The 25,656-nt window shown below is 52.9% G+C and carries 24 protein-coding genes; 16 read left to right on the top strand and 8 right to left on the bottom strand.

Annotated elements, in window-relative coordinates; all coding sequences use genetic code 11:
- Nucleotides 1-87 precede the first annotated feature (87 nt).
- The 6 genes from lptF to rsmA are packed head-to-tail and all read left to right on the top strand — an operon-like array spanning nucleotide 88 to nucleotide 7,691.
- The gene (lptF, locus tag COO92_RS18510) at nucleotides 88-1,206 is read left to right on the top strand and encodes an LPS export ABC transporter permease LptF (RefSeq protein ID WP_338063622.1); all 1,119 of its coding nucleotides are present in this window, start codon (nucleotides 88-90) and stop codon (nucleotides 1,204-1,206) included.
- Nucleotides 1,203-2,306 (top strand): LPS export ABC transporter permease LptG, encoded by a 1,104-nt coding sequence (gene lptG, locus COO92_RS18505; RefSeq protein ID WP_022730278.1) that lies wholly within the window; start codon nucleotides 1,203-1,205, stop codon nucleotides 2,304-2,306. Before lptF ends, lptG begins: the two co-directional genes overlap by 4 nt.
- A gap of 22 nt (nucleotides 2,307-2,328) precedes the next feature.
- The gene (locus tag COO92_RS18500; RefSeq protein ID WP_240626512.1) at nucleotides 2,329-4,488 is read left to right on the top strand and encodes an LPS-assembly protein LptD; all 2,160 of its coding nucleotides are present in this window, start codon (nucleotides 2,329-2,331) and stop codon (nucleotides 4,486-4,488) included.
- Nucleotides 4,489-4,494: 6 nt separating this feature from the next.
- The gene (locus COO92_RS18495) at nucleotides 4,495-5,775 is read left to right on the top strand and encodes a peptidylprolyl isomerase (protein WP_101304468.1); all 1,281 of its coding nucleotides are present in this window, start codon (nucleotides 4,495-4,497) and stop codon (nucleotides 5,773-5,775) included.
- A 23-nt stretch (nucleotides 5,776-5,798) separates the two neighbouring features.
- Nucleotides 5,799-6,815, top strand: coding sequence for a 4-hydroxythreonine-4-phosphate dehydrogenase PdxA (gene pdxA / locus COO92_RS18490; RefSeq protein WP_101304467.1), 1,017 nt, complete (start codon nucleotides 5,799-5,801; stop codon nucleotides 6,813-6,815).
- Between the two features lie 6 nt (nucleotides 6,816-6,821).
- Entirely contained in the window at nucleotides 6,822-7,691 is an 870-nt protein-coding gene (gene rsmA, locus COO92_RS18485) for a 16S rRNA (adenine(1518)-N(6)/adenine(1519)-N(6))-dimethyltransferase RsmA (protein WP_101304466.1), read from the top strand.
- A gap of 24 nt (nucleotides 7,692-7,715) precedes the next feature.
- On the opposite strand, the gene gmk is transcribed toward rsmA, so the two are convergent.
- Both gmk and COO92_RS18475 read right to left on the bottom strand, forming a co-directional pair.
- A complete protein-coding gene (gmk, locus tag COO92_RS18480) occupies nucleotides 7,716-8,348 on the bottom strand; it encodes a guanylate kinase (protein ID WP_022730273.1) in 633 nt (210 codons plus the stop codon).
- 23 nt (nucleotides 8,349-8,371) lie between these two features.
- A complete protein-coding gene (locus COO92_RS18475; RefSeq protein ID WP_101304465.1) occupies nucleotides 8,372-9,256 on the bottom strand; it encodes a YicC/YloC family endoribonuclease in 885 nt (294 codons plus the stop codon).
- Nucleotides 9,257-9,463: 207 nt separating this feature from the next.
- On the opposite strand from COO92_RS18475, the gene COO92_RS18465 reads away from it, so the two are divergent.
- On the top strand, nucleotides 9,464-10,252 hold the full coding sequence (locus COO92_RS18465) for an SDR family NAD(P)-dependent oxidoreductase (protein WP_101304463.1): 789 nt from the start codon (nucleotides 9,464-9,466) through the stop codon (nucleotides 10,250-10,252).
- A 120-nt stretch (nucleotides 10,253-10,372) separates the two neighbouring features.
- On the opposite strand, the gene mltG is transcribed toward COO92_RS18465, so the two are convergent.
- The 6 genes from mltG to COO92_RS18435 all read right to left on the bottom strand — a co-directional run bounded on the left by mltG (nucleotide 10,373) and on the right by COO92_RS18435 (nucleotide 16,875).
- On the bottom strand, nucleotides 10,373-11,347 hold the full coding sequence (gene mltG, locus COO92_RS18460) for an endolytic transglycosylase MltG (protein ID WP_101304462.1): 975 nt from the start codon (nucleotides 11,345-11,347) through the stop codon (nucleotides 10,373-10,375).
- 33 nt (nucleotides 11,348-11,380) lie between these two features.
- Complete coding sequence (gene fabF, locus COO92_RS18455; RefSeq protein ID WP_101304461.1) at nucleotides 11,381-12,640, bottom strand: beta-ketoacyl-ACP synthase II; 1,260 nt, start codon at nucleotides 12,638-12,640, stop codon at nucleotides 11,381-11,383.
- A gap of 87 nt (nucleotides 12,641-12,727) precedes the next feature.
- Nucleotides 12,728-12,964, bottom strand: a complete 237-nt coding sequence (locus tag COO92_RS18450) for an acyl carrier protein (RefSeq protein ID WP_022730267.1) — start codon at nucleotides 12,962-12,964, stop codon at nucleotides 12,728-12,730.
- A gap of 169 nt (nucleotides 12,965-13,133) precedes the next feature.
- Nucleotides 13,134-13,874, bottom strand: coding sequence for a 3-oxoacyl-[acyl-carrier-protein] reductase (gene fabG, locus COO92_RS18445; RefSeq protein ID WP_101304460.1), 741 nt, complete (start codon nucleotides 13,872-13,874; stop codon nucleotides 13,134-13,136).
- A gap of 43 nt (nucleotides 13,875-13,917) precedes the next feature.
- The gene (gene fabD, locus COO92_RS18440; RefSeq protein WP_101304459.1) at nucleotides 13,918-14,859 is read right to left on the bottom strand and encodes an ACP S-malonyltransferase; all 942 of its coding nucleotides are present in this window, start codon (nucleotides 14,857-14,859) and stop codon (nucleotides 13,918-13,920) included.
- A gap of 267 nt (nucleotides 14,860-15,126) precedes the next feature.
- The gene (locus tag COO92_RS18435; RefSeq protein ID WP_206186434.1) at nucleotides 15,127-16,875 is read right to left on the bottom strand and encodes a chloride channel protein; all 1,749 of its coding nucleotides are present in this window, start codon (nucleotides 16,873-16,875) and stop codon (nucleotides 15,127-15,129) included.
- A 491-nt stretch (nucleotides 16,876-17,366) separates the two neighbouring features.
- Here COO92_RS18435 and rpsF point away from each other — a divergent pair, with 491 nt between their 5' ends.
- The 9 genes from rpsF (at nucleotide 17,367) to radA (ending at nucleotide 25,608) form a co-directional block, all read left to right on the top strand.
- A complete protein-coding gene (gene rpsF, locus COO92_RS18430) occupies nucleotides 17,367-17,744 on the top strand; it encodes a 30S ribosomal protein S6 (protein ID WP_022730262.1) in 378 nt (125 codons plus the stop codon).
- A 22-nt stretch (nucleotides 17,745-17,766) separates the two neighbouring features.
- Nucleotides 17,767-18,000, top strand: coding sequence for a 30S ribosomal protein S18 (gene rpsR, locus COO92_RS18425; RefSeq protein ID WP_007090355.1), 234 nt, complete (start codon nucleotides 17,767-17,769; stop codon nucleotides 17,998-18,000).
- A gap of 47 nt (nucleotides 18,001-18,047) precedes the next feature.
- The gene (locus COO92_RS18420; protein ID WP_101304457.1) at nucleotides 18,048-18,986 is read left to right on the top strand and encodes a DUF2232 domain-containing protein; all 939 of its coding nucleotides are present in this window, start codon (nucleotides 18,048-18,050) and stop codon (nucleotides 18,984-18,986) included.
- Nucleotides 18,986-19,597 carry a 50S ribosomal protein L9 gene (gene rplI / locus COO92_RS18415; protein WP_101304456.1) on the top strand — a complete coding sequence of 204 codons (612 nt, stop codon included), beginning with the start codon at nucleotides 18,986-18,988 and terminating at the stop codon, nucleotides 19,595-19,597. Before COO92_RS18420 ends, rplI begins: the two co-directional genes overlap by 1 nt.
- Nucleotides 19,598-19,793: 196 nt before the next feature.
- Nucleotides 19,794-21,332: a replicative DNA helicase gene (locus tag COO92_RS18410; protein ID WP_101304455.1), complete on the top strand. Its 1,539-nt coding sequence runs from the start codon at nucleotides 19,794-19,796 to the stop codon at nucleotides 21,330-21,332.
- Between the two features lie 42 nt (nucleotides 21,333-21,374).
- Complete coding sequence (gene alr / locus COO92_RS18405; RefSeq protein WP_101304454.1) at nucleotides 21,375-22,496, top strand: alanine racemase; 1,122 nt, start codon at nucleotides 21,375-21,377, stop codon at nucleotides 22,494-22,496.
- Between the two features lie 59 nt (nucleotides 22,497-22,555).
- On the top strand, nucleotides 22,556-23,329 hold the full coding sequence (locus tag COO92_RS18400) for an MlaE family ABC transporter permease (RefSeq protein ID WP_022730257.1): 774 nt from the start codon (nucleotides 22,556-22,558) through the stop codon (nucleotides 23,327-23,329).
- A 16-nt stretch (nucleotides 23,330-23,345) separates the two neighbouring features.
- Nucleotides 23,346-24,122 (top strand): ABC transporter ATP-binding protein, encoded by a 777-nt coding sequence (locus tag COO92_RS18395; RefSeq protein WP_101304453.1) that lies wholly within the window; start codon nucleotides 23,346-23,348, stop codon nucleotides 24,120-24,122.
- A 73-nt stretch (nucleotides 24,123-24,195) separates the two neighbouring features.
- Entirely contained in the window at nucleotides 24,196-25,608 is a 1,413-nt protein-coding gene (radA, locus tag COO92_RS18390; RefSeq protein ID WP_101304452.1) for a DNA repair protein RadA, read from the top strand.
- Nucleotides 25,609-25,656 lie beyond the last annotated feature (48 nt).

Raw genomic sequence — 25,656 nt, 5'->3', positions numbered from 1 at the left:
CCCGCATTCGGAAATTCCGTACGATTTGAAGGCATTTGTGAACAATTTCCTGTTTCGGTTTCTGATTGCTTGTCTATAATCCGCCCGATGAATCGCTTAACCCGATATATGCTAAAACAGCAGCTAATTTTGATGGTCTTTGTGACACTGGGGCTTCTCTGTGTCATTTGGCTGTCGCAAAGCCTGCGTTTTGTGGAAATGATTGTGAACCGGGGCCTATCCGTCTCGGTATTTTTGCAACTGACGTCTTTGCTACTGCCCAGTTTTCTGGCCATCATTCTGCCGATCTCGTTGTTTTTTGTTGTGGTGTTTACCTACAACAAACTTATTCAGGATCGTGAACTGATTGTGATGCGCTCTGCGGGCCTAAGCCAATGGGCGCTTGTAAAGCCGACCTTGATGCTTGCCGTTATGACTGCTGGTTTTGGCTATTTCCTGACACTGTTTTATTTGCCCTACAGCTATCAACAGTTCAAGGAACTGCAATTCTCGATCCGCAATGATTTTTCCTCGGTCCTGTTGCAGGAAGGCAGTTTCACCGATCTTGATGGATTGACTGTCTATGTCCGTGAAGTCGGTCGTGATAACGAGCTTCTTGGCATCCTTGTCCATGACTCCCGCGATCCAGACAAACAAACAACAATGATGGCAAAGCATGGTGCGCTTGTTCGCACCGATGAAGGGCCCCGCATTGTCCTACTTGATGGTAACCGGCAGGAAGTAAACCCGGACGACGGCACCATGTCGATCCTGTATTTCGACCGCTATGCCGTAGATATTGCCCATAGTACAGAAGATCCGGCCTTGCGCTATCGCGAAGCGCGCGAACGCAATGTCTTCAATCTTCTGACGGGTGTACCGCCAAACATTTCATTAAACGATATTGGCGCATTCCGTGCCGAAGGTCATGACCGTTTGATTTCGCCGCTTTATGCTATCGGGTTTGCCAGTATTGCGTTGGCTGTTCTCGTTTCGAGTAGTTTTTCGCGACGCGGGCAAAGCGGGCGCCTACTGGGCGCCATCGGGGTTATGGTTCTTTGTCAGGCTGTGGCCATTGCCATGAAAAACTTGGCAGCAAAGAACCCGGCACTTATTCCACTGATGTATGCCAACGCTCTGCTGCCAATTATTTTAGGGCTTTACTGGACATTCCGCGGACCACAAATTCGCGCCAGCCGCGCGGCCAGTGAAGAGGCTAAGGCATGAGAATATCTCCAACGCTGACGTGGTATTTTGGCAAACATGTTCTGCTTTCGATTTTGGCTATCCTCGCCCTTCTGATCGGTTTGATCATGATTGGCGACAGCATCGAATTGCTGCGCCGTGCGGGTGGAAAGCCGGATGCAACAGTCAGTATCGTCTTCCAAATGGCCGCAAGTCGCATTCCGTTCATGACGGAAAAGGTTTTGCCGTTTGCGGTTTTATTTGGCTCAATGTTCTCGTTCTGGAAACTTACGGGCAATCAGGAACTTGTCGTCACCCGCGCAGCAGGTGTTTCTGCGTGGCAGTTCCTGCTACCGCCCTTTATGTGCGCACTGATCCTTGGTACGCTGCAGGTTGCAGCACTTAACCCGCTGTCATCGATATTGCTGCAGCGCTACGAGATGCTTGAGGCACGTTACCTTCAGAACAATGTCAGCGTGATGAACTTGTCATCAAGTGGGCTTTGGTTGCGCCAAGGTACTCAGGATGGCCAAGCTGTGATCTATGCCCGCGAAGTGCGCAGTCAGGAAGGTGACAAAATTGATCTGCGTAATGTGACTGTTTTCCGGTTTGAAAATTCCGATGACTTTACAACGCGCCTTGATGCGAAACGTGCGATGCTGGAGCCGGGTACTTGGCATTTTTATGATGTTTGGACGTTTAATCCGGGACAGGCAAGTACGTTTAACAGTGAATTGATGCTCCCCACGAACCTAACCGCACGTAAAATTCAAGATAGTTTTGCATCCCCTGAAACCATGTCGTTCTGGGACTTAAAGCCGTTCATCAATTTGCTGGAACGTGCAGGCTTCAATGCGACCCGCCACCGAATTCATTTCCACAGCCTGCTCTCACGCCCCCTACTTTTATGTGCTATGGTCCTGATTGCGGCGGCATTTTGCCTTAAATTTTCTCGACGGCGGCGTGTGTCTCTTGTTATCGGTGGGGGGGTTGCCACCGGGTTCATTCTTTATTTCTGTACAGATGTCATTTCGGCACTGGGTGTCTCAGGCGGCATTCCACCAATTTTATCGGCATGGGCACCTGCGGGTATTTCTTTGTTGCTAGGGGTTTCAACATTGCTACATCTTGAGGATGGCTAGTTAAATGGCCATGACAGGGGGAATGATCAAAAAACTCGCCGCCAGCACCATCCTGGGGTGCGGAATGTTTTTTGTTGGGTTCGGCATCAGCACTGCCAACGCGCAGGCAACATCTTCCCAAGCAGGCGAAGAAGAACCGGCACTTTTGTTTAGTGCCGATGAAGTAGATTATAACCGCGAGCTTCAAACTGTGACCGCACGCGGCAACGTCGAAATATCGCGCGAAGGCCGTATTCTTCTTGCTGACACCGTCAGCTATGATCAATCCCAAGACGTCATGACCGCATCGGGAAACGTCAGCATCACAGAACCAAACGGCGAAGTGACGTTTGCAAGTTATGTTGAACTGAGCGGCGATTTTAAAAACGGCATCGTCAAAGACATTTACATTCTACTGGATGAAAATACGCGCATTGCGGGCACCGGCGCACGGCGTAGTGGCGGAAACTTTACTGAGATAGCCAAAGCCGTCTATTCACCGTGCAAGGTATGCGAAGACGACAGTGACAGCCCTCCTCTTTGGCGCATTCGCGCCGCGCGCGTGATCCACGACGCCGAAGCAAAGACAGTTGAATACAAAGACGCCAGATTAGAAGTTGGCGGCATTCCGATCCTATACACTCCGTATTTGCAGCATCCGGACCCGACAGTAAAACGCCAATCAGGTCTCCTTGCGCCATCCTTTGGCAGCACGAGCTATGTTGGCTCTTTCTTTGCGCAGCCTTACTACGTCGCCATAGACAAAAGCAAAGACGCAACTTTAACGCCGATCTATACCACCGATGAAGGCCCTGTTCTGGCGACAGAATACCGTCAACGGTTTGACAGTGGCGAGATGGAATTTGATGGCAGTGTGACCCGCGACAGCGATGACCGTTTTCAAGGCCATATCGACGCCGAGGGCCGGTTTGACATTGATGAGACTTGGCGCTGGGGCTTTGATGCAGAGCAGGCATCTAACAAAACATATCAGTCACGTTACGGATTTGATTCGCCGTCTGTCTTAACTTCCAACCTGTTCACGGAGGGATTCCGGGGTGCCAGTTATAGTCGTATCGACGGATATTATTTCCAGGGACTTAAGGAAGATGATGACCGCGACACAACCCCTATCATCTTGCCCCATATGCAGTTCCACGGCCAGACTGAGCCCGCGAAGTATGGCAGCTACACAACATTGGACCTTGATGGGCTTTCACTGACCCGCGAAGATGGTGCGGATTCGCACCGTGTCTCTGCCAAAGCCGGATGGGCTCTTCCGTATATCGGATCAATGGGCGACGTCACCAAACTCAGCTTATCTGTTCGTAGTGACAATTATATTGTCTCTGACGTCGAACGAGACGGCAAAAGTGACTATAGCGGATATACTGGGCGGCTACTGCCCTTGGCTGCTATTGACTGGAGTATGCCCTTCGTCAGTGATCAGGGCGAATACCACCATATCATCAAACCAATGGCCATGGCCGCATGGTCGCCCAATGGCGGCAATCCCGACGAAATTTCTAACGAAGATTCCCAATCGTTTGAATTTGACGATATTAACCTGATGGCGCATGACCGTTTCGGTGGGCTTGATCGGGCGGAAGATGGTTTCCGTGCAAGTTACGGCTTGGAATGGGGCGTATATGGTCAGTCTGGTGGTTACACTAGTGCTATGTTTGGCCAAAGCTATCGCGCAAATGACAACGATACCTTTGCCCCAGGGTCTGGCCTTGACGAACATCTGTCTGACTACGTGGGCCGCGTAACCGTCTCGCCGAGTAAATACCTTGACCTCACCTATCGCTATCGTCTCGATAACGATGATTTCTCTGCAAGACGTAATCAGGTATCGGCCACTGTTGGCTCGATGGATACACTGCGTCTCAACACGACCTACGTACATTTCACCGACGATGCCGGCAGTGAAGAGTTCAACGAGCGCCAAGAACTCTATTTCAAAGCCGAACGCCAATTTAGTGAATTCTGGTCGGGCATGGCCTATAGCCGTTATGACATTGATCAGGATGACCCACTTGAGTACGGTGTCGGCTTTGTGTACGAGGATGAATGCTTCATCTTTGATGGTCGGGTTCGTCGTACCTTCTATCAGGATCAGGACTTGGGTGAGTCCGACGAATTTTTGTTCCGCCTCGTATTCAAGACCCTGGGCGAATTTGCATCTGCAGCCGGATTGTAAGATAGAATGATTTCAAAATTTTCGACAGTCGCATTCAAGAACGTCCTTTTCATTCTAAGCACAGTCATACTGGTGTCTGCCGGTGGTATTGCGCGCGCCCAATCACCAGTTGGCGTTGCTGCCGTCGTTAATGACGAACCGATTTCGATCATCGATCTTGTCGAACGCATTAAATTGATTGCCGTTTCGTCAAATATCGAAATGACCCCGCAAAAAAGCAATGAAATGGCGCCGCAAATTCTGCAACAGCTAATCAATGAGAAGTTGCAAATGCAGGAGGCGGAACGTCGCGGCATTGAAGTGACGCAAAGCGATATCGACCTTGCAAAATCAACGATCGAGCAAAATGCCGGGTTGGCAAGCGGGATGCTTGATAAATTCCTTGAACAACGTCGGGTCGCAGCAGGCACCATCGAAGATCAAATCAAACCGCAGGTTGCATGGCAAAAACTGCTGGGCACGATGCGCCGTGATGTGCAGATTTCTGATGCTGAAATTGATGAAAACCTTGCCCGCATCGAAAGCAACCAGGGAAAGCCGCGCAACCGGGTACAGGAGATTTTCCTTCCTGTTGACAATCAGCAGGACAGCAGCAAAGTCTATCAAACAGCACAAGAAGTCCTCAAAGCGCTGGACCAAGGTGCGGATTTCGGTGGTCTTGCCAGACAGATTTCAGCCAGCACGAGTGCGCCAGCAGGTGGTGACTTGGGTTGGCTGTATGCCGGTGAAGTGGCAAGCGAACTGCAACAGGCCATCAATCAGCTTGAACCCGGTGACGTAAGCGCACCGATTCAAACCATTCGCGGCTACTACATCATCAAGCTTCTGGATCGCCGTCGCGGTGACGCCGCAGCAATTACCGATACCCGGCTTGATCTTTACCAGTTGTTTGTTCCGGTTGCAGACGACACACCGCAAGACCAATTGAATGCAAAGCTCGCAGTCATGGATAATGCCAAGAAAACTGCTGACAGCTGTCAGGCCTTGGCAAATGTTGCTGTTGATCTTGGTTCTGATCTCAGTGGCGAGATGAAAGGCATTTCACCAAATGACCTTTCCGGTCCGGTAAGCCGCGCTGTCGGTGGCCTAGACAAAGGCCAAATTTCGGATGTGATCCGTGTCGACGGTGGTGCGCTTCTGGTAATGGTTTGCGACAAGATCGAAAAAAGCAACCTTCCCGATCGCAAAAGTGTCGAAAACAGGCTGCTGATGGAACGGCTTGATATCTTGGCACGTCGGAAACTTCGCGAACTTCGCCGTGAAGCCTTTATCGATATTCGGATATAATCTGGTCTCTGGGATATATTTCAATGAGCAAGATCGCGCCGATTGCCTTAACCATCGGCGAGCCCGGTGGCATCGGCCCGGAGCTTGCCCTAAGGGCATGGCAACGCCGAACCGATAATGCCTTGTCGCCGTTTTGCGTGTTGACCCCGATCAGAATCTTAAAACAGGCGATAGATCAAACAGGGATTGATATCCCGCTTGTTCGTCTTTCCGATATTTCAGAAACGGCCACTGCGTTTACAAGCGCACTACCAGTTCTTGATATTGAAGATACAAACGCGTCAATCATTCCCGGCACAGCGTCGCCCGCGACGGCAAATATCGTGATTGACAGCATCACGCGCGCGGTAGAGTTAACCAGATCAGGTGCGGCAAGTGCGGTTGTCACAAGCCCAATTCAAAAAAGTGCCCTTTATGCGGCCGGGTTCAAACATCCCGGTCACACAGAATTTCTTGCCGAACTGGCCGGAGCGGGTACGATCCCGGTGATGATGCTGGCGAACGCAAAACTGCGTGTCGTGCCACTGACAATCCACATTGCACTTGCAGAGGTCCCCAAGCAATTGACTTCCGCTTTGATTGGTACCCTTTGTCACATCACGGCAAAGGCGCTACAACGCGATTTCGGGATTATGCACCCACGCCTTGCGATTGCGGGACTAAACCCGCACGCTGGTGAAGACGGCACCATGGGCATTGAAGAACAAACCATCATGATACCCGCCATCAAAAAACTACGGGACGACGGCCTTGATGTCATTGGTCCGCTGCCCGCGGATACCATGTTCCATGAGGAAGCCCGTGCGCAATACGACGTGGCACTTTGTCCGTATCATGATCAGGCGCTTATTCCGGTCAAGACTCTTGATTTCCATGGTGGTGTAAATGTCACCTTGGGATTGCCATTTATCAGAACATCACCCGATCATGGCACCGCCCTTAACATCGCGGGCAAGGGTATTGCACGTCCTGATAGCTTGATCGCGGCCCTTAAAATGGCGTCTGACATGGCGCACAAACGTATTTCAACAGGAGCCTGACCGAACGTGTCAGAAGACAACACACCATCTGGCAAACTTGCCAATGACGGTCTACCGCCGCTGCGTGAGGTCATTGCGACCCATGATCTGTCGGCGCAAAAGAAATTCGGCCAGAACTTCCTGTTTGATCTTAACCTGACCGGCCGGATTGCCCGGGCTGCGGCTCCGCTTGAAGATGCGACAGTCATTGAAATCGGACCGGGGCCCGGCGGCTTAACACGGGCCTTGCTGTTCAATGGCGCCAAAAACCTCACGGTGATTGAGCGCGATCCACGCTGCCAACCGGTTCTTGAACAGATCAGCAACCATTATCCCGATGCATTGCATGTGATTGACGGCGATGCATTGGATGTAGATGTCACCACGCTTGGCCCTGCCCCGCGTAAGATCGTCGCCAACCTGCCCTATAACGTCGGAACACAGCTTTTGATTAACTGGCTCATGCAGATTGACCAGTTCACCAGCCTGACCTTGATGTTCCAGAAAGAAGTTGCCGAACGCGTCGTCGCCCGCCCCAAGAGTAAAGCTTACGGGCGCCTTTCAGTACTCTGTCAGTATCTGTGTGATTGTGACATTCTGTTTGATGTCCATCGTAGTGCCTTTACCCCACCGCCAAAGGTGACGTCGGCTGTGGTGCAGTTGCGCCCCAAAGAAGATCGTGGAACGAAAATCGACCTGACCAGTCTGGCAAAGATCACACAAGCCGCATTTGGCCAACGCCGTAAAATGCTGCGCGCCAGCTTAAAAACGCTCAACATCAATGTGGGTGAATTGCTGGCAAAGGCCGAAATTACGGAAACATCCCGGGCAGAAGAACTCAGCGTTGCAGATTTCGTGCGCCTAACGCAAATCCATGACGAAATGGCCGCTTCGTAAGGCGGCCATTTTCTGGATTCAGGATCAATCTGTTAGAAGCTTTTTGACAAAGCCCGGTAATCCGGTTTGCCGCGCCCGCTTCACGCGCTCTGCCCCAATGATATGTTCCACATCGGCAAGGCAGCGTTCCAGATCATCATTGATCAGGACGTAGTCGAATTCTTCCCAATGGCTGATTTCAGCACCGGCCTTGGCCATGCGCTTCATAATCACATCATCGGCATCCTGTCCGCGATCGCGAAGACGACGTTCGAGTTCGCCTGACGACGGTGGTAGGACAAACACCGAAACAACGTCATCACCGCCCTTTTCGCGTAATTGACGGGCACCTTGCCAATCAATATCAAAAAGAACGTCGTGCCCCTCTGACAGCGCCTTTTCGACCGGGGCCATCGGCGTGCCATAGTAGTTGCCAAACACTTCGGCCCACTCAAGAAGCTCGTCATCGGCGATCATGTGCTTAAATTCATCGACCGATTTAAAGAAATAATGCGTGCCTTCGTCTTCACCGGGCCGTGATTCACGGGTAGTCGCTGAAACCGACAACGAAATCTTGTGGTCTTTTTCAAGAAGCTGGCGGGTAATAGTTGTTTTCCCCGCCCCGGACGGCGCACAGAAGACCAGCATAAGGCCACGGCGGCTTGCCTGTTCAGTCATATCGCGTTTCCTTCCCGACCCGCTTATTCGACGTTCTGGACCTGCTCACGGAGCTGATCAATGATCACCTTAAGCTCCATTCCGCAATTGGTCAGTTCGATATCATTGGCCTTGGAACACAGCGTGTTGGCTTCCCGATTGAATTCCTGGCACAGAAAATCAAGTTTACGGCCAATGGCTCCACCTTTGGTCAACATATCACGTGCGGCGATAATATGGGCCTTAAGTCGATCAATCTCTTCGCGAATGTCGGCCTTGGTCGCCAGAAGGGCCGCTTCCTGATGGAGGCGTTCCGGGTCAAATTTTCCAGCATCCATCAGTTCGTCGATCTGGCGTTTCAGTCGTTCCTTAATCGCATCTCCGCGCGCCGATGCACAGCTTTCCGCATGGGTAACAGTCGCCTCGATATTATCGACATGTCCACGCAGCATCGCATCAAGTTTGGCACCCTCTTCTGCGCGATGTGCATCCATCTGATCAATCGCATCGCTCAAACTGGCAAGGACCGCACCATCACGGGCATCCCGACTTGCATCATCTTCCTGCGTTTCAACGGTCTCAAGCACGCCGCGCACGTTCATCAAATCCGCAATTGTTCCGGCTGAAAGGCTGCTGGTATTGTCAAATTCTTCGGCAAGGGAAACCAGTTCAGAAAGCAGTTCCCGATTAACCTGATAGGTACTTCCGTCCGACGCGCGTACAACATTGAGGGTAACGCCCATGTTGCCGCGTTTGAAACGCTTTGACACCGCATCGCGTACCTTGGCTTCAAGGCGTTCAAAACCGCCATTCAAACGCACACGGACATCAAGGCCCTTGCCATTGACACTGCGCAGTTCCCAGGTCCAGCCAAAGCCGTCCGCAGCACCATCTGTGCGCGCAAATCCGGTCATGCTTGATACGGTCATATTTTCATCCAGTCTGATTTCATGTTTGCGTGTTTATAACGGTTGCCCCCAACCACGCCAAGGCCGAACACGGCCCCGATTGAGATAACATCAAACAGTTCCCGACAATATGGTATGTCTGAGCAGTATTTCATAATGCTGCCCCAATGCTGCAGCATGTTCCGCCAAAATAACACATCGACACATCCGAACTGCATACGAGCAACCATGTCATTTCAATACCATGCCATCCTGATCACCGGTGCCAGTTCCGGTATCGGTGCAGCCCTTGCCCGTCAATTTGCCCGTACGGGTGTCACCCTGTTCATCAGTGGCCGTGATCAAACACGCCTGCGACTGGTTGAAAATGAATGCCGTGCAGCCGGTGCTAACGTCTTCGCAGACGTCCTTGATGTCACTGCGCGCGAAACCATGGCGGCCTATGTATCGCAATGCGACGAGATCGCGGCACTTAGCCTTGTCATTGCTAATGCAGGCATCTCAGCCGGTACAGGGGGCGACGGCGAAAGCCCCGAACAGGTCCGCGATATCTTTGCGACCAATGTTGCCGGCGTGCTTAACACCATTGATCCGGCGATTGAAAAGATGCGCATCCGTGGACACGGTCAAATCGCTGTCGTTGCCTCACAGGCATCCTGGCGGGGATTACCATCCGCCCCGGCATATTGTGCCAGTAAGGCCGCCATTCGCACCTATGGCGAAGGCTTACGCGGTGCACTGGCCCCATCGGGCATCAAGGTAAACGTCATTTGTCCGGGGTTCGTTAAAAGCCGGATTACCGATGCCAATGATTTTCCGATGCCCTTTTTCATGCAGGCAGACAAAGCCGCACGTAAAATCGTTCGCGGGCTGGAGCGAAACAAAGGCATGATCGCATTCCCGTGGCCGATGAATATTCTGATCGGCATGCTTAAAATGGCCCCGCAATGGGTGCTTGATTTGGCAGCGTCACGCATCCCAAAGAAAACGTCAGGCATTAAGCAAATCGGAAACTAGGTCCCGCCCGGCAGACTTATGTAAAAACCATTCGAAAATGACAAAGGCGGTCTTTTTAAGAGACCGCCTTTTTTAATCGATTTTCAGCATCGAACATCGTTTGACGAAGACTAGATTACCTTACTGGCTGTCACGCAGGCGCCGCCATTTGGCAACATTGCGATTATGCTCGTCAAGGGTGCGGGCAAAGGCATGGCCGCCTGTGCCATCCGCCACGAAATAAATATCTTCTGTTTCCGACGGATGTAAAACCGCATAAATCGCATCACGGCCCGGATTGGTAATCGGCGATGGCGGCAACCCGGCGGTGACATAAGTATTATACGGGCTTTCAAAACGAAGATCGTTACGGGTCAAAGCGCGATCAAGACGTTTTTTCGGACTAACCGCATAGGCCACCGTCGGATCAGATTGAAGCCGCATGTTGCGGTTTAGGCGGTTGACAAAAACCCCCGCCACGCGGCCACGTTCGGCCGCCACTCCTGTTTCGCGTTCCACAATCGACGCCAGAACAATCGCTTCGTTAATGGTATCGAATGGAAGCTCCGAATCCCGGCCCGGCCATAGTTCATCGACCAGCGCATCATGCGCAGCTCGCATCCGATCAATGATGCTTTGCTTCGTATCACCATATGAGAACTGATAGGTTTCGGGCAACAGGGTCCCGTCCTTGGGAATATCGGTGATATCGCCGGTCAGACCATCGACCAGATTGATCCGGTCGATGATTTCTCCTGATCTCAACCCTTCGGGGATGGTGACGAACCGCCGAACGGTTTCACCACTTGCCAAAATCTCCGCGGCCTGACGGGGACTGACCCGGGCGGGAAAATGATATTCGCCCGCACGCAATGAACGATCCAGCCCGGCAACACGCACCCCGGCCAAAAAGATCAAAGATTCTTCGACAATCTGTTCACGTTGGAAAATTTCGGCGATACCGCGCACCCCCGCCCCTTGCGGGATGATGATGTCGCTGCCCTGCACAAGTTTGCTTGGCGATGTGTATTGCACATAAACATACACCGCCGCCCCACCAATGGTGAGAGCGGCGGTGATGCATAAAAAGCCAAGAACAAGCAGAAAACGCTTCAAGGGATAGCTCCCGGTAAGGTTGGATCTGCTGTTTTAGACGCTCTTGAACACCAGCGATGCGTTGGTACCGCCAAAGCCGAACGAGTTCGACAGTGCGACATTTACCTTACGCTGCTTGGCTTCAAGCGGAACCAGATCCATACCTTTGCAGGCTTCAGACGGATTTTGCAGGTTCAGGGTCGGTGCAACCACACCTTCGTAGATCGCAAGGATCGAGAACACAGCTTCAATCGCGCCAGCCGCACCCAGCAGGTGACCGGTTGCCGATTTCGTCGATGACATCGAAAGTTTCGATGAGTGATCACCAAACAGGCGCTTGACCGCACCCAGTTCAATTTCATCACCCAACGGAGTCGAGGTACCATGAGCATTCACATAGTCGACGTCTTCCGGGTTCACACCGGCATTGCGCAACGCATTGCGCATCGAGCGGAAACCACCATTCCCATCCGCAGCCGGAGCCGTGATGTGATAGGCGTCGCCCGACATACCGTAACCGCCGACTTCAGCGTAAATTCGTGCACCACGTGCCTTGGCATGCTCGTACTCTTCAAGCACCACACAACCAGCACCTTCGCCCATGACGAAACCGTCGCGTCCTTCGTCCCACGGACGGGATGCTTCGGTCGGGGTATCGTTGTAACCGGTTGAAAGTGCACGGGCAGCTGCAAAGCCAGCCATACCAAGACGGCAAACAGCAGCTTCTGCACCGCCAGCAACCATCACATCGGCATCACCAAGCATGATCATGCGCGATGCGTCGCCAATGGCGTGTGCACCGGTTGAACATGCTGTAACAACAGCGTGGTTCGGACCTTTAAGACCGTGTTTGATCGATACCTGGCCAGAGACCAGATTGATCAGGCAAGACGGAATGAAGAATGGGCTTACGCGGCGGGTTTTGCCGTTATTAACCAATTCGGTGGCTTCAGAGATCTTTGGAAGACCCCCGATACCTGAACCAATCAGAACACCAGTATTTTCCTGATCCTCGTCGGTTTCAGGTTTCCAACCGGAATCGGCAAGAGCCTGATCGGCCGCAGCAATCCCATAGACGATAAAATCGTCCATTTTCTTCATGTCTTTAACAGAGACATGATCTTCCGCGTTGAAAAGTCCGTCACCCACACCACGTGGCACAAGGCCCGCGATCTTTGCAGGGATATCGGACACATCGAAAGTATCGATGTTCTTGATTCCAGATTGGCCAGCCAGCAGTTTCTGCCACGTGTTCTGTGCGCCGCTTGCAAGCGGTGTAACAGCACCAATACCGGTAACAACTACGCGTCTCATCCCGCACTACGCCTTTATTTTATGAATCCAGCAAAGACGAAAAGGGCGCCTGAGGATGCCCTCTGGCGCCCATGTCTCACAGCAAAATTAGCTGTTAGCTTTTTCGATGAAGTCAATCGCGTCTTTGACGGTCAGAATTTTCTCGGCTGCGTCATCAGGGATTTCACAACCAAATTCTTCTTCAAACGCCATAACCAGCTCGACAGTGTCCAGGCTGTCTGCGCCCAGATCGTCGATGAAGCTGGCGTTTTCAGTGACCTTGTCTTCTTCAACACCGAGGTGCTCGACAACGATCTTCTTCACGCGATCTGCGACATCACTCATAGCTCAAATCCTTCAATAGGTTTTCTGTCAGTTATCGTTTGCGTGGTCCCGGTCTGCTCCCCCTATTGAAGGAACTTCCTGGGACCGGAAACCGACAATACCCATTGCCGGTTTCAAGATTTTTTATAGCGGCCTCTTTTAAACAGAAAAGCAAGCAACCCGCAACGGGTTAAATCATCGCCATTCCGCCATTCACATGCAAGGTCTGTCCTGTGACATATGAAGCTTCGTCACTGGCAAGAAACAGAACCGCTGCTGCGATCTCTTTGCTGTCGCCCATGCGACCGGCAGGAATACCTGCCAAAAGTTTCTCTTTCTGCGCATCACCGAGCTCTTCGGTCATTGCCGTGGTGATGAACCCCGGTGCAACACAGTTAATCGTAATACCGCGCGCAGCAACTTCCTGTGCCATCGATTTTGACCAGCCAATCATGCCTGCCTTGGCCGCAGCGTAGTTTGCCTGTCCCGGATTCCCCGTGACGCCAACAATCGACGTAATGTTGATGACACGACCATGACGGCGCTTCATCATGCCACGCAAAGAATTCCGTGCAAGCTTGAATGCAGATGTCAGGTTCACATCAAGAACCGCCTGCCAGTCTTCGTCTTTCAGACGCATCGCAAGCTGATCGCGGGTAATGCCGGCATTATTGACCAGAATATCAAGCTGACCACCAAGGGCTTCTTCAGCCGCCTTGATCAAACCGTCAACCGATTCTGTATCGGCAAGGTTCGCTGGAACAACAACGGCGTTTTCACCGATCTCGGCGGCAACCGCTTCGAGACGTTCCGCACGGGTCCCCGACAGAGCAACCTTCGCACCGGCCTGCGCCAAAACCTTGGCGATTTCGCCACCAATGCCACCCGTGGCACCAGTTACAAGTGCGGTTTTCCCTGCAAGATCAAACATAAACTTTCTTTCCCTTTTTGGGTTCGTCGTGGTCACGACACTCTTACAAAGTGCCGAGGAATGCTTCGATATCAGCCGGTCCATTTACCGAAGTGCCGGTCAGGTCGCGATCGATACGACGTACCATTCCCGTCAAAACCTTGCCCGCGCCAATCTCGACAAGGTCCGTAATACCCTGTGCCTTCATATAAAGAACAGACTCGCGCCAGCGCACTGTCCCGCAAACCTGCTCCACAAGGAGTTTACGAATGGTTTCCGGATTGTCAGTTTTTTCTGCCGTGACATTCGCAACAACCGGTTTACCGGGCGCATTCATCGCCACTTCGGCAAGGGCCTCGGCCATACGATCAGCAGCTGGCTGCATCAACGAGCAATGGAAAGGAGCAGACACCGGCAAAAGAACGGCGCGCTTGGCACCTTTTTCCTTGGCAATTTCAATCGCGCGTTCAACAGCCGCCTTATGACCAGACACCACAACTTGTCCATTGGCATTGTCATTTGCAGCGGTGCAAACTTCGCCCTGTGCAGCTTCCTCAGCCACGCCAACCGCATCGGCAAAGTCCAGCCCCAAAAGGGCTGCCATTGCACCGACACCAACTGGAACTGCGGCCTGCATGGCTTGACCACGAATTTTCAAAAGACGTGCCGTATCGGCAACCGCAAAAGTCCCCGCCGCTGCAAGTGCTGAATACTCACCAAGCGAATGCCCCGCGACCAGATCGCATTTGTCGGTCAGCGTAAAGCCACCTTCGTTTTCCAGAACGCGGGTAACAGCAAGACTGACGGCCATCAGCGCAGGCTGTGCATTTTCCGTCAGGGTCAGTTCATTCTCCGGCCCCTCAAACATCAGCGCGCTTAGTTTCTGTGAAAGCGCGTCATCAATTTCCTGAAAAACTTCGCGGGCAACCGGGAATGCATCCGCCAGTTCCTTGCCCATACCTACCGCTTGCGACCCCTGACCGGGGAAAACGAGTGCGCGTGTCATTATACTTAATATACCTTTGTCAGCTTATGCGAAGGCTGCGCCGAATATCGGCCCCTCAAAATTGAGGCCCTCTTGATACCGTGCCCGCCCCGACTGTCAAGAACAGATACGGCTTTTTGGCTCGTCACATACACACCTTGACACCAAGGTGGCAGGAAATTTCATGATTTCAAGTCAAAAGGCAGCGAACATGTATGACATGCTCGCTGCCTTTCTCGAAGGACTGTCTATCATGCAGCGCACAAATTCGTGCACTTTATGAACTGACTAGCCGATATAGTGCTGCATGCTTGAAACAACGCTGTCCGCGATATGCGACTTCGTAATCACGCCGCGAATATCGTCCTGACGTGGCACCCCGCGGCACGGCCTGACGACGACAGCAGCGCGTGCCTTACGGCGTTCCATGCGCTTTATCACGTCATACATATTCATATCATCAACCACGACAACGAAGTCTTCCTTGATCACTTCCTTAAGTGCCTTGTGTCCCTGATCGCCTGCAACCGCGTACAGCGCCGTGACGTCAGGAATAACACCTGCAATACGGCCCCCTTCCATCACAACAAGCGGTTTTGCCACAGGCGATGGACCAATCTTATCAATCGCCTCAGAAACACGTAAAGATGCATCGATATAAATCTGATCGGATGTCATGATTTCGCGCACCGGGTGGACCATGAACATATTGCTGTGACGTTCTTTGGGAATATGACGCCCGCGCAACACAAGTTTGGATGTATAGATCGTCTCAGAGATGATCATTCGGCGGAAGCCAAGCGCAATCGCAACCGCAACAACCAGTGGCACAATAATATTATAGTCGCGGGTCATCTCGAAAATCATGATGATCGCGGTCATGGCCGCGCCAGTACCCGCCGCAACAACACCGCCCATACCCACAAGCGCAAATTCAACCGGCGTAATGCCCGCATCCGGGAAGATCATGTTGCCGACAACACCGACAGCAGCCCCAAGGGTCGCACCGACAAACAACGACGGCGAGAAAACACCACCAGATGCCCCAGAACCAATGCTGACAGATGTCGCATAAAGTTTGGCAAAGAACAGGATCACCAGCAACGGCAAGGACGTCATCGTTCCACGCAGGATTTCCTGAATGACCCCATAGCCCACACCGTCGACATAGTAATTGCCGCCCGTCAGCAACAAAACGTACATCAGAATGCCGATCGACAGCATACCAACAGCATGACGGGTATAATCGTTGCCCGGCATCTTTTTAAACAAGGTGCTGGTTACCAGCATGGAACGGATCAACGCCCACGCCGCGACCCCACACAACACACCAAGAACAACATAAACAATCAGCGCCTGAAGATCGACGGCCGAGACCTGTGGCACGGCGGCCAATGGCACCTCGAACGCGGGTGCCAAACCAAACGAAATGCGCCCGATATAGGTCGCCGCCCCGGTGGCAATCACGACCGGCAGGAATGTGCGCGTTGAAACTTCTGGCATCATCAGTTCGATGGCAAACAGCACCGCACCAAGTGGCGTATTAAATGTTGCCGCAATTCCGGCCCCGGCCCCGGCGGCAAGCAATGTGATGCGTTGCCCGGTTTGTAAGTTGAACATTTGCGCAATGCTTGAGCCCAGCGACGAGCCGATCTGAATGATCGGGCCTTCACGCCCGACCGAAGCCCCGGTCCCAATGGAAAGCGAAGATGCAACCGACTTGACCAACGCCACCATCGGGCGAATACGGCCCTGTTCGAAATAAATGGCGTTCATCACCTCGGGCACCCCATGGCCTTTGGCTTCTGGCGCGAACGTATTAACAAGAAAAACAACGAACAAACCACCGATGACCGGCACCAGAATGACCAAAGGGCCCCAGGTGCTGGGCGCTGTCAGCAGGTTTGCATCATAATTAATGGAAAAGACGCCGTAAAAGGCGACGTTATGAATAAGCGCGACAAGCGCACGGAAAACAACCGCGCCATAACCTGTGACCACGCCGACCACAAGTGCCAGCATACAAAGACTTAGCATAGATGCCCTGCGTGAGGACGCAGCATCAATTGAGGGTTCTACCATTACAAAACCACGGGTAATAAAAGACAATGCTTTGGTTCGGCATTAACACACAAAACACCCGCCCCGTTTTGGTATAATGGCCCCCATGATTTCAACGGGGACAACCAACAGGAAGCGGGAATTACCGGACCAGCGAATGCTAACAGGCCTACTCTCTTGAACTTTTTGTTTCAAGTGTGAACCACTTCACGCATAACCGACCTTAGGAAAGTGCAACTCTTACAAAGACGTGCATAGAAGGCACAAACATATGCAAACGCACGCGTTGCGTCCAAATTGCGATCCTGACGCCTACTTGTGGAAAAGGTGTATTTGGCGTTGCACTAATGGGCGAAAAGTGTATATTCCGCCGTCTCACGGCTCCTTGCCGGGATTGCCCGGCTATGCCTGCATGACATGAGGTCATGTTGGGAAGAGATAAGCCACAAGGAGTGATTAGGAGTATTATGAGCAAGTACGAAAGCGTGTTCATCGCACGTCAGGACTTCTCGACCGCACAGGTCGAAAGCCTGAACGAAAAGCTGGTCCAGACCGTTGAAGGTCTCGGCGGCAAGATTGCTAAAACCGAATATTGGGGTCTGCGTTCCCTGACATACCGTGTCAAGAAGAACCGCAAAGGCCACTATACTCTCTTCCAGATTGAAGCCGACCACGCAACGATCGCGGAATATGAGCGTCAGATGCGCCTGAACGAAGACGTTCTGCGTCAGATGACTGTCAAAGTTGACGAGTTCGAAGAAGAACAGTCAGCAATTCTGCGTAACCGCGACGAGCGCGGCGGTCGAGGCGGTAATCGTCGCGGCGGTCCCCGTCAGCACGGCTAACAGATAGCGAGGAGAATATATTATGGCTGGACGTCGTCTGTTTTTCCGTCGTCGCAAAACCTGCCCGTTCTCGGGTGCGGATGCGCCGAAGATTGACTACAAAGATGTCAAACTGCTGCAGCGTTTCGTTTCCGAACGCGGCAAAATCGTTCCGAGCCGTATCACTGCGGTTTCGGCCAAGAAGCAGCGCGAACTGGCAAAAGCCATTAAACGTGCACGCTTCCTGGCGCTGCTGCCTTATTCCGATCAGGTTTAAGTCAGTCGGCAAGAGACCCGTTTATGGTCTCGGGTCGGGAGTAAATAATGCAACGTGACACCCTTATAGCTATTGGCTCGGGACTTGGCAGTGCCGTCCTGTTTCTTCTGGTTCTCTCGGGTAATCCGGTTGCGCTATTACTTTCATATTTCGGGCATCTGCCGCTTTTCCTTACGGGATTGTGGCAAGGGCCCAAACGCCTGCTGGTTGCGGCATTTGCCGCATGTAGTGCCCTTGTTCTTTTGGGGGGATTACTGCCTTTCACGGTCTTTATGGTCGTGTTTGCCGGACCAGCGATGTTGTTGACCCGCATGGCGCTGGTCGTTCGGAAGGATCAAAACGGCAATCTTGCCTTTATTCCTTCCGGAGTTGTCGTAAGTGCCATGGCCGTCATGGTCGCGACGGTGATGATTATCATTACCGGAACACTGACGGCGGAAGGTTTGGACATTCAGGAATTCGTTTCACAATTCCTGAGCCAGATATACTCGGAAATGGGCGTCCCTATGACGTCTGATGTTCAGGGTCTGATTGGTATGTTCAAGATTTACTTCCCGGCGATTGCTGCGGTGAGCTGGCTTCTTATGCTGTTTGCCAATGCAACAATCGCACAGGCAATTTTGGTACGTGCAGGCAAAAACCTGCGTCCGACACCAAAAATGGCAACCTTTGCCCTGCCTGGATGGTCGCTGTTTGCGTTTGCCGTGGCTGGTTTTACGGTCGGCTTTGCCGATGGTTCTCTGGCCTATGTGGCGCGAAACGTCGCGGTGGTACTGGCAGTGCCGTTCCTGTTTCAGGGATTGGCGCTGGTACACGGGCAGGCAGCCCGATGGCCGCAAAAACGTATGATTCTGACGGTGTTCTACATCGTCGCGGTTCTGTCTAGTTGGTCGTTTGTTGCGATCACCGGACTTGGAATTGTTGAGCATTTAATCAGGCTGCGGGGGAAAGAACCGATGACCCGTAGCAATGAGGAGGATCGGTGATGGAAGTTATTCTGCTCCAGCGGGTAGAAAAACTCGGTCAGATGGGTGACGTAGTCACTGTCAAGCCGGGCCACGCCCGCAACCGCTTGCTGCCGCAGGGCATGGCCCTTCGTGCAACCAAAGCAAACCTTTCCGTGTTTGAAGCACAGAAAGTACAGCTCGAAGCTGACAACCTTGACCGCCGCAAAGAAGCCGAAGCGGTTGCCGAGAACATGGGTGAACTTGCTGTTACCCTCGTTCGTCAGGCATCCGATGTTGGCCAGCTTTACGGTTCGGTAACTGCACGTGATATCTCGACCGCAGTAACCGACGCAGGTTTCACTGTTGCCCGTACCCAGGTTGTTCTTGATCAGCCGATCAAAAACCTTGGTCTGCACCAGGTCAAAATCAATCTGCACCCGGAAGTCGCTGTCGAAGTAACCGCCAACGTTGCACGTTCCGAAGAAGATGCCGCTGAACAGCTCCGTAAAGGTGCTGCTGTTCTTGGCACGATCGAGGAAATGGAAGCGGAAGAAGAAGAAGCTCTCGAAGCTGCTGAAGAACTCTTCGAAGAAGAAGTTCCTGAAGGAGCTTCTGCAGATGCTCCTAACGAAGAAGACACCAAAGCTTAATCGCTGGTCTTTTTCGACGCATTTTGGGAAACGGCATATCCACCCGGATATGCCGTTTTCTTTTTGCCCCATTTGGAAAATCACCCGAATTCAATAATTTATTTGAATCGCGACCTCTGCGCTTATGGAATACCCGCTATGATGTATACCGATTAACTCTTTGCCGCCAACCAGATGACTGATACCTTTTCCGCCCATGACAGATCCCAACTTAGACGCCCTATTTGCTCCTCTTGATGTAGACCACGGTGACGGCGCCGATATGGTGCTCGAACGCATGGCTCCGCATAACTTCGAGGCAGAAGCAGCCTTGCTCGGCGCGGTGCTCAATAACAACGCCGCCTATGAGCGTGTGTCTGATATCTTGCGCCCGGAACATTTCGCCGATGGTCGCCACGGCAGTATTTTTGAAGCCTGCGGCAAGCTGATCGAACGCGGACAACTGGCCAACCCGGTCACGCTGAAAGCCTTTTTCAAGCAGGACGAGCATCTGGCCGAAATCGGCGGTGCGCAATATCTTGCTGAACTGTCAAACAATCTTGTCTCGGTAATCAACGCCGGTGACTACGGCAAGCTGGTCTATGACCTCTATCTGCGCCGCGAGCTGATCGAGCTTGGCGAAGATGTGGTCAATGACGCCTATCAGTACGAACTTGATACCGACGCCACTAACCAGATCGAAAAAGCCGAACAAAAACTGTTCTCGCTTGCCACCGCGGGATCAGCTGAATCGGGCTTTGTCGCCTTTGGCCCCGCATTGGCCAAGGCCTATGAGAATATCGATCACGCCTATAAGAATGCCGGGCGCGTCGTTGGTGTCACCACGGGTTTGCGCGACATTGACCGCAAACTTGGGGGTTTGCATCCATCTGATTTGCTCATTCTTGCTGGGCGTCCGTCGATGGGTAAAACAGCCCTTGCGATGAACATTGCCTTTAATGCCGCCATCGCATCCAATCAAAACCGCGCACAGGGCGAAGACACCCGCGACGAAATCCGCACGGGTGCAGTTGCCGTCTTCTCGCTTGAGATGGCCGCCGAACAGCTTGCCGCACGTTTGCTGTCGCAAGCCGCCGAGGTTTCTGGCGATAACATGCGCCGCGGTGACCTTAACGAGCAGGATTTTGAACGCCTGTTGTTGGCAACCCAGGAACTCAACACGGTTCCGCTGTATATCGATGATACTCCGGCCCTTCCGGTATCGACGTTGCGCACACGCTGTCGCCGCCTGAAGCGTCAGCACGGCCTTGCGATGATCGTCGTCGATTACCTGCAACTTCTGGCACCACCGACCAACTTCCGCGGCGATGGCCGTGTACAGGAAGTTTCGGAAATCACCCGTATGCTCAAGGCAATTGCCAAGGAGCTTGAAGTCCCCGTTCTGGCCCTGTCACAGCTATCCCGTGCGGTCGAACAGCGCGACGATAAACGTCCGCAGCTTTCTGACCTTCGTGAATCCGGCTCGATCGAGCAGGACGCCGACGTTGTGATGTTCATTTACCGTGAACAATATTATCTCGAACGTTCCGAACCGGTCCAACGCCCGGAAGAAGCCACCGATAAATTCGGTGAACGCTATTCACATTGGCAGGACCGTTTGAACCACGTCTACAACACCGCAGAGGTTATCGTCGCCAAGCAACGTCACGGCCCGGTGGGCAATGTGCGTTTGTTCTTTGACGGGAACTACACCAAATTTGGCGACCTTGATCACACTGAAGAAGAACATGAATAGGGATCGTTTCCATCCCTAAACGGACTCCACGGGGTAATTCGAATGACTGTTTTTCCCGCCGTCGGCCGTGCTGCCGAGTGCGCGGAACTGCAAATCAATATGAAAGCAGTTGCCGACAACTATAAGACTTTGACCAAGCGCTTTACCGGGCGCACCTGTGGTGCTGTGGTAAAGGCAGATGCCTATGGCCTTGGTGCGGACATGATTGTGCCGGTCCTCAAAAAGCAGGGCTGCCGACTGTTCTTTGTCGCCCAGGCCAACGAAGCCGCCGAGCTTTTCCCGCTTCTGCGGGGCGGCGGACGTATTGCTGTTCTCAATGGCGTCTTACCCGGTGACGAGGAATTCTTTATCGAGAATGATGTCATTCCGGTTTTAAACGACCTTGAACAGATCGAACGCTGGTCAAACCTGTGCCGCGAACACGAACGCCCTGCACCGGCCTTTATCCATCTTGATACCGGCATGAGCCGCCTTGGCCTGTCGCCTCAGGACGTAAGTGATCTGGTTGATCGGCACTCATCGCTGCTCTATGGCTTTGAGAAGGCGGGTTATATGACCCACCCGGTCGCAGCAGACGAACATGAAAACCCGATCACCAAGCGACAGTTTGATCTGTTCATGAAGTGGTATCGCCGCCTTCCACCTGCCCCGCGTGGTTTTTGCAATTCATCGGCCATTTTCCGTAATGACGACTACCATCTGGAATTCTGCCGTCCGGGCGTTGCACTTTGGGGCGGGAATCCAACCCCCGAAGCAGAAAACCCGATGCGGTCGGTTGTGACCCTCAATGCCAAGATTTTGCAAATCCGCGAAATTCCAGCCGAACAAACTGTCGGATATGGCGCGTCGTGGAAAGCCACGCGCAAGTCGCGCATCGCCACCATTGCCGTTGGCTATGCCGATGGCTGGCTTCGGTCGCTGTCCAATGCCGGAAAACTTAAGATTAAGGGGCATGAAGTCCCCTATGTCGGGCGGGTATCGATGGATGCCATAACGGTTGATATTACCGATCTTCCGGGTAAGCCCCTTAAGAGTGGCGACATGGTATCGTTGCTTGATGAGAACATGACGGTTGACGACGTTGCATCTGCTGCTGGTACAATAGGTTATGAAATTCTAACTTCTCTTGGACATCGCTATCGTCGGGTCTATACAGAAAGCTGAATGATAAAAAACGGTCAGCTATAATGGGTTGGCCAATAACAGGGGTAATCAAGGTTCCGATGCCGATCTTTGCGCCGGTTGGCCGTATGTTTCTTTCGTTTTTGGCTCTTGTCGGGCGTGTCACGGTTTTTGCCGGGCGTACCATTGGCCATATGATTGCCCCGCCGATCTATTTCCGGCTTATTTTCAAACAGATGCGTGAAATCGGCTATTTCTCCTTGCCGGTTGTCGCGATGACAACGCTGTTTGCCGGGATGGTTTTAGCCCTGCAGTCCTATTCAGGGTTTTCACGGTTCTCTGCCGAAAGTGCGGTTGCGACGGTTGTGGTCATTTCCATGACCCGCGAACTTGGCCCTGTTTTGGCCGGACTGATGGTTGCCGGGCGCGTTGGGGCGGCGATTGCCGCTGAAATCGGCACCATGCGTGTGACCGAACAGATCGACGCGCTGGTCACCCTTTCGACCAATCCGTTTAAATATCTGGTGGTGCCGCGCGTGATTGCCGGATTGATCACCCTGCCAATTCTGGTCCTGATCGGTGATATCATCGGCGTTCTGGGCGGATATCTGGTCGGTGTGAACAAGCTTGGCTTTAACGAAGCATCCTATATCCGCAGCACCTTCCAGTATCTTGAACAGCTTGATGTTGTCTCAGGTCTGGTCAAGGCGGCTGTGTTTGGCTTTATCATTACCCTGATGGGCTGTTACCACGGTTATAACTCACGTGGTGGCGCACAGGGCGTTGGTCAGGCCACCACCAATGCGGTCGTATCAAGTTCAATCCTGATCCTGATTTCGAACTATGTCGTCACCGAACTGTTCTTCACCCGCTAAGGACAGCAAACAGATCATGAGCACCCCCGCCAAAATATCCCTGCGCAATGTTCACAAGGCCTTTGGGGCCAAGAAGGTGCTGCAAGGGGTTGACCTTGATGTCGCAGCCGGTTCCTCGGTTGCAATCATTGGCGGCTCGGGCACGGGAAAATCCGTCACCCTGAAATGTATTTTAGGCCTTCTGACACCCGATCAGGGATCCATCGTCATTGACGGTCTGGATATGACGACCGCCAGCCGGTCCGACCACGAAGCCATGCTGGCCAAGACTGGCATGCTGTTTCAAGGGGCCGCCCTGTTTGATTCGCTTTCTGTCTGGGAAAATGTCGCCTTTGGCCTGATCGAAGGCAAAGGCATGAAGCCCAAGCTTGCCCGCGACCTTGCGATTGCGCGATTGGCCGATGTCGGGCTTGACGCCGATGTTGCCAATCTGTCGCCCGCATCCCTGTCGGGTGGTATGCAAAAACGCGTTGGTCTTGCACGCGCCATCGCGACAGAACCGGAAATCCTGTTTTTTGACGAACCGACCACTGGCATTGACCCGATCATGGGCGATGTCATCAATGATTTGATTGTCAAATGCACCCGGGAACTGGGCGCAAGTGCCGTCACCATTACCCATGACATGGCCAGTGCGCGCAAGATCGCGGATCGGGTTGCTATGCTCTATCAGGGTAAGATCATCTGGGATGGGCCAGTGTCGGAAATCGATCAGACCGATAACCCGTATTTGCAACAGTTCGTTGCGGGTGATATCGAAGGACCACTTGATCTTGATCTCAAGCATCTTTGATCTAACCTGACATACCTGCCCTTCATCCCATTCGACGTTTTTCGACGTTTTCTTATGATCTGCGGAGCATTCAGTGGCCAAAACCCAAAGCCGTTTCATCTGCCAGAACTGCGGTGCCGAATATCGCAAATGGACCGGGCGATGCGAAGGCTGCGGCGAATGGAACAGCATCGAAGAAGAACGGGTTGAAAAAGGTCCCAAGGCCGCTGGCGGCATTGCCGGCGGTGCTAAAGGCAAGACCATCGATTTCGTCGCCCTTGAAGGCCAAAGTGCCAGCCCACCACGCATGATCAGCGGCATTGCCGAACTTGACCGTGCGTGTGGTGGCGGTCTGGTGCCGGGATCTGCCCTTTTGGTTGGCGGTGATCCGGGGATTGGTAAATCAACCATCCTGCTACAAGCCGTCGGTGCAATGGCCGCAAAACACAAATGCGCCTATATCTCGGGCGAGGAAGCCATTGATCAGGTCCGCATGCGCGCCGCCCGTTTGGGGCTTAGCAAAACCAAGGTTGATTTCGCCGCCGCAACCAGCCTGCGCGACATCATCACGACCTTAGAGGCCAGCTCTCACGAAGTCGTGGTGATTGACTCGATCCAGACCATGTATGCCGACACGCTTGATAGTGCGCCTGGAACCGTATCGCAGGTACGTGCTTGCGCACTGGAACTGATCCGTCTGGCCAAACGCCGGGGCTTTGCCATCCTTCTGGTTGGTCACGTGACAAAAGAAGGCCAGATTGCCGGCCCGCGTGTTTTGGAACATATGGTTGATACGGTTCTGTATTTCGAAGGCGAACGCGGCCACCAGTTCCGTATCTTGCGCGCAGTAAAAAACCGTTTCGGTGCCACCGATGAAATCGGTGTGTTTGAAATGGGTGATGCCGGTCTGGTCGAAGTTCCCAATCCATCCGCCCTGTTTTTAGCTGATCGCGACAGCCCCGTAAGCGGCACCGCCGTCTTTGCCGGACTTGAAGGCACCCGCCCCATGCTTGTCGAAATTCAGGCACTGGTCGCACAATCGGCACTGGCAACCCCGCGCCGTGCGGTTGTCGGTTGGGATTCGGCCCGTATGAACATGATTTTGGCCGTCCTTGACGCCCGGTGTGGTTTGGCTCTTGGCCAGTTTGACGTCTATTTGAATGTCGCGGGGGGCTTGCGCGTGGGTGAACCGGCGGCTGACATGGCCGTTGCCGCCGCCCTGATTTCGGCTGTGGCCGATAAGCCGGTTCCCAATGAAACCGTGATTGTCGGTGAAATTGGCCTTTCGGGCGAAGTCCGCCCGGTCGGGCAACTCGAATCGCGTTTGAAAGAAGCCACCAAACTTGGCTTTGGCAACGCCTACACACCGAAAAATGGCATGCAGGCCAAGAAAAAGATGTCGATCAAGGGCCTCAATCAGACTGAAATCGGTCATCTTCAGGATTTGGTAAACCTCTTCGGCGACGATGTCCGCGACAAGGTGCGTCCACGCGAAGGCATGTATTAACCTGCCATTTGCCTTAAACGCGCCGAAGCCCCACACAGATATGCAGAC

This window comes from Thalassospira lohafexi (assembly GCF_002844275.1).
Classification (GTDB): Bacteria; Pseudomonadota; Alphaproteobacteria; order Rhodospirillales; family Thalassospiraceae; genus Thalassospira; species Thalassospira lohafexi.
Note: the sequence above shows the minus strand (reverse complement) of the source record. Positions and strands in the feature narration are given on the sequence as shown.

Bases quoted from the DNA above. Each gene is read 5' to 3' on its own strand.
- fabG (WP_101304460.1), bottom strand. From the start codon at position 13,874: ATGTTTGATCTTGCAGGGAAAACCGCACTTGTAACTGGTGCCACGGGT.
- pdxA (WP_101304467.1), top strand. From the start codon at position 5,799: ATGAGCAAGATCGCGCCGATTGCCTTAACCATCGGCGAGCCCGGTGGC.
- COO92_RS18395 (WP_101304453.1), top strand. From the start codon at position 23,346: ATGAGCACCCCCGCCAAAATATCCCTGCGCAATGTTCACAAGGCCTTT.
- COO92_RS18500 (WP_240626512.1), top strand. From the start codon at position 2,329: ATGATCAAAAAACTCGCCGCCAGCACCATCCTGGGGTGCGGAATGTTT.
- rplI (WP_101304456.1), top strand. From the start codon at position 18,986: ATGGAAGTTATTCTGCTCCAGCGGGTAGAAAAACTCGGTCAGATGGGT.
- COO92_RS18465 (WP_101304463.1), top strand. From the start codon at position 9,464: ATGTCATTTCAATACCATGCCATCCTGATCACCGGTGCCAGTTCCGGT.
- lptF (WP_338063622.1), top strand. From the start codon at position 88: ATGAATCGCTTAACCCGATATATGCTAAAACAGCAGCTAATTTTGATG.
- COO92_RS18420 (WP_101304457.1), top strand. From the start codon at position 18,048: ATGCAACGTGACACCCTTATAGCTATTGGCTCGGGACTTGGCAGTGCC.
- lptG (WP_022730278.1), top strand. From the start codon at position 1,203: ATGAGAATATCTCCAACGCTGACGTGGTATTTTGGCAAACATGTTCTG.
- alr (WP_101304454.1), top strand. From the start codon at position 21,375: ATGACTGTTTTTCCCGCCGTCGGCCGTGCTGCCGAGTGCGCGGAACTG.
- COO92_RS18495 (WP_101304468.1), top strand. From the start codon at position 4,495: ATGATTTCAAAATTTTCGACAGTCGCATTCAAGAACGTCCTTTTCATT.
- gmk (WP_022730273.1), bottom strand. From the start codon at position 8,348: ATGACTGAACAGGCAAGCCGCCGTGGCCTTATGCTGGTCTTCTGTGCG.
- COO92_RS18410 (WP_101304455.1), top strand. From the start codon at position 19,794: ATGACAGATCCCAACTTAGACGCCCTATTTGCTCCTCTTGATGTAGAC.
- COO92_RS18450 (WP_022730267.1), bottom strand. From the start codon at position 12,964: ATGAGTGATGTCGCAGATCGCGTGAAGAAGATCGTTGTCGAGCACCTC.
- COO92_RS18475 (WP_101304465.1), bottom strand. From the start codon at position 9,256: ATGACCGTATCAAGCATGACCGGATTTGCGCGCACAGATGGTGCTGCG.
- fabD (WP_101304459.1), bottom strand. From the start codon at position 14,859: ATGACACGCGCACTCGTTTTCCCCGGTCAGGGGTCGCAAGCGGTAGGT.
- fabF (WP_101304461.1), bottom strand. From the start codon at position 12,640: ATGAGACGCGTAGTTGTTACCGGTATTGGTGCTGTTACACCGCTTGCA.
- COO92_RS18400 (WP_022730257.1), top strand. From the start codon at position 22,556: ATGCCGATCTTTGCGCCGGTTGGCCGTATGTTTCTTTCGTTTTTGGCT.
- COO92_RS18435 (WP_206186434.1), bottom strand. From the start codon at position 16,875: ATGCTAAGTCTTTGTATGCTGGCACTTGTGGTCGGCGTGGTCACAGGT.
- rpsR (WP_007090355.1), top strand. From the start codon at position 17,767: ATGGCTGGACGTCGTCTGTTTTTCCGTCGTCGCAAAACCTGCCCGTTC.
- rpsF (WP_022730262.1), top strand. From the start codon at position 17,367: ATGAGCAAGTACGAAAGCGTGTTCATCGCACGTCAGGACTTCTCGACC.